The sequence below is a fragment of the Streptomyces sp. NBC_01267 genome (assembly GCF_036241575.1).
Lineage (GTDB): Bacteria > Actinomycetota > Actinomycetes > Streptomycetales > Streptomycetaceae > Streptomyces.
This window is the reverse complement of record NZ_CP108457.1, coordinates 52,785-59,182: the sequence shown is the minus strand read 5'-3', so window position 1 is coordinate 59,182 and position 6,398 is coordinate 52,785. Positions and strand designations below refer to the sequence as shown.

7 protein-coding genes are annotated in these 6,398 nt (G+C 69.4%); 4 read left to right on the top strand and 3 right to left on the bottom strand.

Annotated elements, in window-relative coordinates; translation table 11 throughout:
• Positions 1–681 precede the first annotated feature (681 nt).
• The 4 genes from OG709_RS35955 (at position 682) to OG709_RS35940 (ending at position 5,078) form a co-directional block, all read left to right on the top strand.
• Complete coding sequence (locus OG709_RS35955) at positions 682–3,204, top strand: DEAD/DEAH box helicase (RefSeq protein ID WP_329169470.1); 2,523 nt, start codon at positions 682–684, stop codon at positions 3,202–3,204.
• Positions 3,204–3,500: a hypothetical protein gene (locus OG709_RS35950; protein WP_329169468.1), complete on the top strand. Its 297-nt coding sequence runs from the start codon at positions 3,204–3,206 to the stop codon at positions 3,498–3,500. Before OG709_RS35955 ends, OG709_RS35950 begins: the two co-directional genes overlap by 1 nt.
• Positions 3,497–3,964, top strand: coding sequence for a hypothetical protein (locus OG709_RS35945; RefSeq protein WP_329169466.1), 468 nt, complete (start codon positions 3,497–3,499; stop codon positions 3,962–3,964). Before OG709_RS35950 ends, OG709_RS35945 begins: the two co-directional genes overlap by 4 nt.
• Before the next feature lie 205 nt (positions 3,965–4,169).
• Positions 4,170–5,078: an abortive infection family protein gene (locus OG709_RS35940; protein WP_329169464.1), complete on the top strand. Its 909-nt coding sequence runs from the start codon at positions 4,170–4,172 to the stop codon at positions 5,076–5,078.
• Positions 5,079–5,127: 49 nt separating this feature from the next.
• On the opposite strand, the gene OG709_RS35935 is transcribed toward OG709_RS35940, so the two are convergent.
• From OG709_RS35935 to OG709_RS35925, 3 genes are all read right to left on the bottom strand, one after another.
• On the bottom strand, positions 5,128–5,352 hold the full coding sequence (locus tag OG709_RS35935; protein WP_329169462.1) for a hypothetical protein: 225 nt from the start codon (positions 5,350–5,352) through the stop codon (positions 5,128–5,130).
• 78 nt (positions 5,353–5,430) lie between these two features.
• Positions 5,431–5,733, bottom strand: a complete 303-nt coding sequence (locus OG709_RS35930; RefSeq protein ID WP_329169460.1) for a hypothetical protein — start codon at positions 5,731–5,733, stop codon at positions 5,431–5,433.
• A complete protein-coding gene (locus OG709_RS35925; RefSeq protein ID WP_329169459.1) occupies positions 5,730–6,374 on the bottom strand; it encodes a 2'-5' RNA ligase family protein in 645 nt (214 codons plus the stop codon). Before OG709_RS35925 ends, OG709_RS35930 begins: the two co-directional genes overlap by 4 nt.
• Between the last annotated feature and the right edge of the window lie 24 nt (positions 6,375–6,398).

Genomic DNA, 6,398 nt, shown 5'->3' with positions numbered 1-6,398 from the left:
CTTCCGGGCTGCGCCCGTCACAGCGAGCCGGGTCGCTTCGCTCCCCGGCCGCTCCCGCTCCGCGTGAGCGGAGGCGGCTCGCTCCGCTCACCACCAGGCGGCACGCGCTCCGCGCCCACCGCCAACCGCAGGGCAGGCGGGCCGCTCCGCGACCCGGGGCCGGCCTCCGGCCGACCCGTGGCCTCCGCTGCGCTCCAGCCACTCAGGGCGCGCCCCCAACTCCCCGCGCGGGCAAGGCGTGCCACGCTCCGCGCGGCCCACCCACAGGGCTCACGCCACAAGCAGCAGCAAGAGGAGGGGTGGTGACGGGCAGTCGGGGTGAGAGCGGGAGCACGGGGGCCGGCCTCTCGGGCGGGGGCGTGGATTGAGGGAGCGTCAGGGCCCCTCTACGGCTTGCGATAAGGACAGACTAACAGCTTCTGGCCACGTTAGGGGGAATCTCGTGATTCCGTGTGTCTCTTTTTTGATATGGGGATAGACTCTGGACTCAGAGCACACCACCCCGGAGCACTTGGGGAGGTTATCGAGATCCACCACACGGCCTTTCCGGTGCTCGGTGAGGCAGAGCAGCGAACCGATCGCGTCAGTCCAACCGTAGCTCTTGCGGCTCGTCTACGTGCAGATTTCCCGTTTCTGGCCGCTCCAGTCGACTGGACGGCATCCAGGAGAAGGCAGGCGGATATGTCGACCACCAACCGCATTGATCAGCGCGAGGCAGCCCAGCGGGAAGCCATTGACGCGGTCCTCCGTGCGCTCGAATTGCCTGCAAGATCACTTGTGCCCGAACGAGGGCTTCGAACGCAGGTGATCATGGCGACCGGGTCCGGCAAGACCCGGGTGGCGGTCCGCAGCGCGGAGGAGCTCCATGCGGGCCGTGTGCTGGTGCTCGTGCCCTCGCTGGACCTGCTCGCCCAGACCGAGTCCGCGTGGCGCGAGGGAGGCCGCCGGGGGCCGATGATCGGGGTGTCCTCGCTGCGGGGTGAGGAGGTGTCCTTCCCCAACACCACGGACGTGGACGAGCTGGTGGAGTGGACGCGCGGCCTGGACAAGGTCACCGTCTACGCCACGTACGCCAGCCTCGGTCTGGGCACGCTGGAGCGGGCGCACGCCGCCGGCCTTTCGGCTTGGGACCTGATCGTCGTGGACGAGGCCCACCGCGTTTCTGGCCGGATCGGGAAGCCGTGGGCGGTCATCCACGACAACACCCGCATCCCGGCCCTGCGCCGCCTCTACATGACGGCCACGCCGCGGCTGTGGCAGCTCGGGGACGAGGACGAGGCCGGCGCACCGGGCGAGCTGGTCGCGAGCATGGAAGACGACCCCGAGGGCCCCTTCGGCAGCAGGGCGTTCACCCTGACCCTCTCGGAGGCCATCGACCGGGGAATCTGTGCCCCCTACCAGGTCGTATGCGTGGACGTCACCGACACCGCGCTCCAGGCCGCCCAGCTCCTGGGCGCCGAAGGCCGCTCAGCAGAGGTCCGCGGGGCCCGCCTCGCCGCCTTGCAGACCGCGCTGGTGAAGGCGTCCTCGGAGGAGGGGTTCCGCCGCACGCTGGTCTTCCACCACATGGTGAAGGAGGCCGAAGCGTTCGCGGCCGGCCTCCCCGACGTCGCCGCGCAGCTGCACGCCAGCGACCCCGAGCTCTACCCCAAGACCATCTGGGCGGACTGGCTGTGCGGCGACCACAAGCCGCTCCACCGGCGCCGGCTGCTGGGCGAGTTCGCCGACGGGATCGCCACGGACGGCACCGTGGTGGAGAAGTGCTTCCTGTGCTCGGTGAAGGTCCTGGGCGAGGGCGTCGACACCAAGCACTGCGACTCCGTGTACTGGGCGGATGTGCGCGGCTCCATGCCCGACCTGGTCCAGGCCGTGGGCCGGGCCCTGCGGATGCAGCCGGGCGAGGGCAAGATGGCCTCGCTCGTGGTGCCGGTACTGCTCGGGCCGGGCGAGACGGCCGACAACATGCTCACCTCCCGGGCGTTCGGCGGGCTGGCGAAGCTGCTGGAGGCGCTGCGGGCTCACGATGCGAGGATCGTGGAGACCCTCGCGGAGCAACAGGTGCCGAGCGCCTACAAGCCCGTAGCGAAGGACGAGAGCGGGAAGAGCAGCAACGGGAGCGGGGACGGCTCCGGAGGCGTCAGCGCCCCCGCCAAGGCCCTCCTGAAGTTCAGTACGCCCCGCGACCCGGCCGCCCTCGCGGCGTTCATCAACCTGCGCGTCCTCAACCCCGAGCACGAGCACTGGCGGCGCGGCGTGGAGGCGGCCGTGATCTACGCCCGCGAGCACGGCGACCTGAAGGTGCCGTTCACGTTCCGCGTGCCCGCCGTCGACGGCCAAGAGGCGGAAGCCGCGGTGTGGCCGGCCTCGCTCGCCGGGTTCCCTCTCGGGCAGTGGACCGCCGACGCCAGGAGGTTCTACGCCCGCGGGGACATGGACGAGGACCGCGTCACCCAGCTGGAGAAGCTCGGCATGATCTGGTCCCACTTCGACGTCGCATGGGCGGAGGGCCTGGCCGCCGCGCGCGGGTGGGCCGAGGAGAACGGGCACCTCCTGGCGCCGCTGGACGCCACCTTCCAGGGCGCGGCGGTGGGCATCTGGCTGAAGAACGCGCGGGCCGCCGCCCGCAAGGCACAGCAGAACGAGCAGCGTCGTGCGGAGGGGCTGCCGGTGGAGTCGTCGGCCGGGGCGCTGTCGGACACCCGGCGCGAGCAGCTGGAGGAGATCGACGCCTCTTGGTGCCCGTCGTGGCCGGTGACGTGGCAGCGGTCCTTCCACCTGGTCCGGCTGCACCTGGACGCTGGTGAGGCGCTGCCCACCGAGGCGGGCGAGGTCCTGCGCCAGGGCGAAGACCTCGGGCGGTGGGTGCAGTCGGTGCGGAATGGGTGGGACCAGCTCACCGGCGTGCAGCAGTGGATGTGCGAGCAGGTCCTCGGGATCGAGCCCGCCACCGAGGACGAGAAGCCGCAGCGGCCCCGTACGCAGGCCGACAAGTGGACCGCCAACCTCGCGGCCGCCCGGCAGTACTTCGAGCGCGAGGGCCACCTCACGGTCCCGCGCAAGCACGTGGAGACCGTGCTCTCCGAGGACGGCCGGGAGGACCAGTACCGCTTGGGGGCGTGGGTCAACAACCAGCGGAGCAGGGCCGCCGCGCTGACCTCGGAGCGGATGGAGCAGCTGTCCGAGGTCGGGATGCGGTGGTCGTGATGGGCATCGTCGTCACCGCGACCGCCGCGCTCGCGGCCGGCTATCTGCTCGGACGCCTTCGCCCCTGGCGGCGTGCGGGCGACTGGGCAGCCGATCAGGTCCGCTTCACCGGGACGTGGGTCCGGGGCGGCTCCGTACGGCAGGCCGTCGTCGTCCTGGTCCACGTCGTCACCGCGCCGCGCACCAGCTGGCGCATCATGCGCGCCCCGGCCGCCGACACCCCGGTGCCGGCGCCCGTACACGATCCGGATTGGGTCGCCTACCGCGCCCGCACAGAAGAGGGAGGCACCACGTGAGCATCGAGCAGCACGACGCCAACGCGTACGGCCAGGAGCTGGCCCCGCCCGCCCCGGCCCCGCCCGTGGCGCTGGACGCGAGGGACGTCCTGACGGCGGCGGAACGCTTCCCGTGGGCCCTGGCCGCGCCGGGGACGCGCCACTGGCCGGACGGCGAGTTCCTGGACGTGGCGCTCAGCACGGTGCGCACCGAGGAACGCGAGGGGTACATCGAGCGCCTGGAAGCGTTCGTGGAGCAGCACCGCGCCCGCCTGGAGGAACTGCTGCGCGCGTACGGGCCGGGCAGCAGGCCCGCATCGCACGGCCGGTACGCGCTGATCGGGCAGCCCGAGACCCTGGTCATCCTGGAGCGGATGGAGACCAACCCGTTCCTCCTGCGCGGCCGGTGGGAGAAGGAAGAGGAGACCGTGCTGCTGGACGACCTCGAGTTCGCGTGGGGGCCACGTATCCGCCTGAGCCGCTGAGCAGGCGGAACAAGATGTGGGGCCGGACAGCGTGTTCCTGTCCGGCCCCACAGCGGGATATACAGCAAATCAGTCAGCACCCGCAGGACGCAGTGGGGAGGGAGAGAATCACGTAGTGATAAGACACCTGGTGCAGGAGCCCCTACCTCGGGCTGAGTGGGTTCAGGACGATCAGTGGGAAGCAATCAGCGACGCTTATGGTCGCTTGTCGGCTGCCGTTACCTCCGACGACCGACCGTTGATCGTCGGATCGGCGAAGGAGCTGGTCGAGAGCGTTGCTCGCGTCACGCTCGTTTCCTATGGACGCGTGGTCGCTGACGGCGACGAGTACGACAAGGTGCTGGGGTTGGCGCATCGGGTCATCGAGCATGTCATCGGGCCGGCAGTGCCAGGGAATCATCCGTTGCGGCAGATACCTGACGCAGCGAAGAAGATGGCTGGCCAGTTGCGTGAGCTGCGCAATGCCTACGGAACTGGGCATGGTCGCGCGGTCGTGCACGGCATCACGGACGAGGTTGCCGAGGCAGCCGTCCATGCAGCGCTGCTGTGGACGCGATGGGCGTTGAGCCGGCTTCAAACCGTGCTCCTGGGCGCGGTATCGCCGCTGGTGTCTGATCTACAGAGCGGCACTGTCTTCTATGGGGGCGATCTCGCGGCTCGGCTGGAGGCAGCTAACGTCCCCAGGCTCGAGAAGTCTGAGCAGCATCGTCTGGGTGTTGCCGTCGGGCAAAGAGCAGCGAACGAGACGAACAATGTCCGCGTGGAAGGTATCCGTGCGTGTGCGAACCAGCCGGAACAGTGGCCGGATGCCTACCGGGAAGGAGTGGTGCAGGGGCTGTTCGTCAACGAGGACGGGCAAGCGCATGCATACGCTGCAGCCAGCGCGGACTGTGTAGCCGAACTGCTGCAACATCATTCCGAGCCCGAGCGTGTCCTCTCTGAGCTCTCTACCCTGCTGGCGGCGGCTTCGTGGTCGCTCACTTTCCAGCACAAGCAAGTCGAGATCCTTACGGCCATGAAGGATGCGCAGGCGAAAGTGCCGGCCCAGGCAACCGAAATCTGGGCGAGCATCATCGACGAGCTCGAAGCCCGAGCCCCTCGCGGAGATCGTTGAGTCAACATCCTGGGTCCCCGGCGAGGTCTCTCCCCGCACCGCTCGATCGTCAGGCGGCGCTGAACTGGTGGGCGGGGCCGCCGCGCCACTCCACGCACTGCGGGTCGTCCAAGATGGCGTCCGGGTCGGCAACGCCGGCGCCTTCGAGGAACACGACCAGGTCGTGGTCGCTGTATGCGGTGCCGAGGATCTCGTCCCGGCCACTGCTGTGCACCGTGACTCTCCGGCCGCCCGTACGGGAGGGCCGGTGTACGACGATCGGTGCGCTGGTCACGCCTCCCAGCGTGCCCCGGTCCGGTTCGACGGGCGAGTCAGCCGGGGCTCAGGGGGCGGCAGCGTTATCCCGCATCGTTCAGGGGGATCCGGCGATTACGAGGGAGCCGTCGCTTGTCCGCCGGGTCTCGCTGAGGGTCAGAGGTGGAGAGGAGTAGAGCAATGCGCCACTGCGGTACAGCTCGTACTGGAATCGCTTGGCCCACTCAACCTCCCGCCGCTGCTGCGGGTCGACGTCGGGCAGGGTGAGCTCAACGAACCCCCTGCCATCGCGGAGGACACCCTGCGAGATGACGTTCCCGGTGAACGTCGCCGAGGCCGTGTTGGTGGTGAGCCGCACCTCGTCGCCGTGCATCGGCCGCGGACCAGGAAAGCCGGTCATCCGGTCACCCCCGCGAGAGGCACCGCCGCGACGGGTTTCCACATGATGTGCGCGCCGTCGTGCCACTGCTCAACGAGGTGCAGTCTGTCGGCGACCACGGTTGCGGACAGCGGCTGCTCAATGTCCGCCAACGCCGCCTTGAGGCTGACGGCGTCGATACTCTCAGCACCGTCCGAGGCGTAGGCCACGGACAGATGAGGGAAGCGGCTCGGCGCGGCCGTGACGGCGCCGCCGGTGCGGACCATCGCCTCGGTCAGGCCATCCACGAGCTGCGTGAACGGCCGTCCGGGCCATCCGCTGATCTCCACAGCGAAGTTGCCCACGGCGGGCCGGTCGAACGTGAGGTTGAAGGGTCGTACCTTCTGCGCGAAGCTCGCAACGTCCTTGAGGAGCACGTCCAGGTCGATGTCGGAGCGGTCCAGGCCGACGGCGTGCATCAGCGTGCAGTGCATCCACTCCGGCGGCACGCTCTGCAGCCCCTTCGTGGCGAGTCCCTGATACGACGTGGCCAGCACGCCAGCTTCATCTGGGGTCGGCAGGATGTGCCAGTGAAGGTCACGGCGACCCACCGGCCAGATACGCCCCACCCGCTCAAAGAAACTTTCCATCTGCGCCCCCGCCTCTGCCTGTGTTCCGCCCATCCTCGCGGCACCACACAGGTCTGC

Bases quoted from the DNA above. Each gene is read 5' to 3' on its own strand.
- OG709_RS35955 (WP_329169470.1), top strand. From the start codon at position 682: ATGTCGACCACCAACCGCATTGATCAGCGCGAGGCAGCCCAGCGGGAA.
- OG709_RS35950 (WP_329169468.1), top strand. From the start codon at position 3,204: ATGGGCATCGTCGTCACCGCGACCGCCGCGCTCGCGGCCGGCTATCTG.
- OG709_RS35930 (WP_329169460.1), bottom strand. From the start codon at position 5,733: ATGACCGGCTTTCCTGGTCCGCGGCCGATGCACGGCGACGAGGTGCGG.
- OG709_RS35925 (WP_329169459.1), bottom strand. From the start codon at position 6,374: ATGGGCGGAACACAGGCAGAGGCGGGGGCGCAGATGGAAAGTTTCTTT.